Genomic DNA, 2,896 nt, shown 5'->3' on the forward strand with positions numbered 1-2,896 from the left:
GGTGTAGGTGATGCCGCACGTCACCGGAGGCTGGAGCGGGGAGGGCTCACGGCCTGCCAGCGACTGGCGCGTCCGCCACGAGAAGAAGCGCGGCGGCAAGTCACCCGGCTGCGGCTCCACGGCCTGCCAGTGGATGGAGTCTCGCTTCAGGCGCGCGGGCGTGCCCGTCTTGAAGCGACCGAGCGTGAAGCCCAGGGCGCGCAGCGACTCGGAGAGCCCGCGAGCGGCCTCGTCCCCAAGCCGGCCTCCCACCTCCTTCTTCTCGCCCACGTGCATGAGGGCCTGGAGGAAGGTGCCGGTGGTGAGCAGCACGGCGCGCGCCTGGAGCTGGGTGCCATCGCCGAGCACCACGCCCTGCACCTGGCCGCCCTCGGCGACGACGGAGGAGACCTCGGCCTCGTGCACGGTGAGGCCAGGCTGGGAGAAGAGGGCGGACTGGACGATGCGCGCGTAAGCGTCCCGGTCGCAGAGGACGCGGGTGGCCTGGACGGCGGGGCCCTTGGAGGCATTGAGCGTCTTGAAGTGGGTGCCGGCCCGGTCCGCGGCGTGGCCCATCTCCCCGCCGAGCGCATCGAGCTCGCGGACGAGGTGGCCCTTCGCGGTGCCACCCACGGCGGGGTTGCAGCTCATGACGGCGGCACGGTCTCGCTTCAGGGTGAGGCCCAGCGTGTCGAGTCCCATGCGGGCGCAGGCGAGGGCGGCCTCGCAGCCCGCGTGGCCCAGGCCCACCACGATGACGTCATACCGGTGCTTCATGGGTGAAGACTGCCACGGGCAGCGAGCAGGTGCCGTGTCCGTTGGTCCTCAACTGCCCCGCGCAAGGTTGAGTCGCCAGGTCGCCAAGTGACCGCCAGCGAACGAGGACCCTTGTCCCTCGGGCAGGTGCGCCCCTATCTCCTTTCAGGGGGGTGGACTGTGGAAGGAAAGATGGAGACAGGCGCCGAGTCAGAGGAGGCCACGGAAGAGGCGCGCGCGGAACAGGAGCGGGCCAGGCTGGTGCCGGTGAAGCTGGAGCCCTTCAACGCGGAGACACCCCTGGAGGCGCTGGCGCAGGCCCGCACGCCCACGGCCTCGTTCTTCGTGCGCAGCAACCACCCCGAGCCGGAGCTGCCGGCGGATGCACATCGCATCGCAGTGGAAGGCGCGGTGGAGGTGCCGCTCACCCTGAAGCCGGCCGAGCTGGCGCGAGGGCCCCTGCGCGAGCTGACGGTGACGCTGGAGTGCGCGGGCAACGGGCGCACCTCGATGGCGCCCCTCCCGGAGGGTGAGCCGTGGGACAAGGGCGCGCTGGGCACGGCGGTGTTCAAGGGAGTGCCGCTGGCGGAGGTGCTTGGGCGCGCGCGCCTGCGTCCGGACGTGCTGGAGGTGCTGGTCGAGGGCGCGGACGGGGAGGGGAGCAAGCGCTTTGCCCGCACCCTGCCCATGAGCAAGGCGCTGCACCCGGACACGCTGCTGGCGCTGGAGATGAACGGGGCGCCCCTGTCGCGCGCCCATGGAGCGCCGGTGCGGCTGATCGTCCCCGGCTGGTACGGCATGGCGAGCGTGAAGTGGGTGAGGCGAATCACGGTCCTCACGCGGCCCTTCCGGGGCCACTACCAGAGCGAGCGCTACATCTATGACCTGGGCGATGGCCGCGCGCCGGAGCCGGTGACGCGGATACGGGTGAAGTCGCTGATCATCGCGCCGGGGGAGGGCGCGCGCGTGGCACCGGGCCGGGTGGTGGTGCAGGGCGTGGCGTGGAGCGGGGAGCGGCGGGTGGTGCAGGTGGAGGTGGCGGTGGACGGCGGGGAGACGTGGAAGCCAGCCACGCTGCTGGAGCCGCCGAGGCCCTCGGCCTGGGTGCGCTGGGCCTTCACGTGGGAGGACGCACAACCCGGGCGGCACACGCTGCGAGCCCGTGCGACGGACGAGGCCGGCGAGACGCAGCCAGAGACGGTGCCGTGGAACCGGCTCGGCTACGGCAACAACGCGGTGCAGGTGCGCCTGGTGGACGTGGGCTGATCCCCGTCTGCGCTACAGCAGAGAGTCGAGGACATCCACGAGGCTGCGTGGGCCGCGGGTGCAGCTCTCCTCCTGGGAAGGAGCGGGCTCACGCTTGGGGTCCTGGGAGCTGGGCGAAGCAGGAACGGGGAGGGGAGGGGGATGAGGGTCAGCGGTGCCCTCGGAGCCCTTGTTGGCACCCACCTCACAGGACTCCGTCGTGGGAACGGAGCACACCTCGTCCTCAGGGGCTTGGCCCGTGACGGGAGGAGTGCCATCGAGAGCGGGGCGGGGGGACTTCAGGGAAGCCTCCTTCGTCATGCAGGACAAAGGAGTAGCCTTCCAGTCTGACACCGGAAGGAGTGGGGCTCGTGCGGCAGCTCACTTCTCGGGGGCCGCCGTGGGGCAGTGGATGTTCTCGGGGCAGCGTTTCTCGGACCTGGGGATGCAGGCGCCGCAGCACTCGCGCTCATCGGGGCCACAGCGGGACGCGCCGACATCCGGGCGGCTCACGGGGGGTGGAGGCGAGGGCTTCTCGGGGGGGCGTTCCACGGGTGGCGGAGCCTCCTCCTGGGGCCGCTCCGTGACTTCCTGAGGGCCGGGCTTCATCGCCTCGCTCCGCCCTGACGAGCAGGCCGCAAGCATCACCCAGCCCACCACCACCAACGTGCACCTCTGGAAGCTCAAGGCTGCTCTCAAGTCCGCACCCCATGGAATGTTGTGGGAGGTCCGATCAGGCAGGCAACCGGGCCCCTGGCTCCTTAAGTACCGCATTCCCCTCAACCCCGAGTCTGTGCAACCGTCTGCCCGAGCGGCGGTAGGCTTCCGCCGTCGCTCGGGGTGTCCTCGGACTGTGCCCGAGGAGGAAACGGCTCGTGATGCAGCAGCTCGGCAAGTACCAGTTGATCCGCAAGCT

The 2,896-nt window shown here is 70.9% G+C and carries 3 protein-coding genes; 1 reads left to right on the forward strand and 2 read right to left on the reverse strand.

All coding sequences use genetic code 11. From position 1 onward, the window contains the following. A partial coding sequence (locus tag VD972_RS38740; protein WP_324993863.1) for an FAD-dependent oxidoreductase occupies positions 1-756 on the reverse strand: 756 nt, incomplete at its 3' end. 171 nt (positions 757-927) lie between these two features. On the opposite strand from VD972_RS38740, the gene VD972_RS38745 reads away from it, so the two are divergent. Beyond that, the gene (locus VD972_RS38745) at positions 928-2,001 is read left to right on the forward strand and encodes a sulfite oxidase (protein ID WP_324993865.1); all 1,074 of its coding nucleotides are present in this window, start codon (positions 928-930) and stop codon (positions 1,999-2,001) included. Between the two features lie 360 nt (positions 2,002-2,361). Here the strand turns inward: VD972_RS38745 and VD972_RS38750 are convergent, their stop codons facing one another. Further along, positions 2,362-2,667, reverse strand: a complete 306-nt coding sequence (locus tag VD972_RS38750) for a hypothetical protein (protein ID WP_324993867.1) — start codon at positions 2,665-2,667, stop codon at positions 2,362-2,364. Positions 2,668-2,896: the final 229 nt, after the last annotated feature.

Origin of the sequence: Hyalangium sp. (assembly GCF_035629615.1) — a bacterium.
Classification (GTDB): Bacteria; Myxococcota; Myxococcia; order Myxococcales; family Myxococcaceae; genus Hyalangium.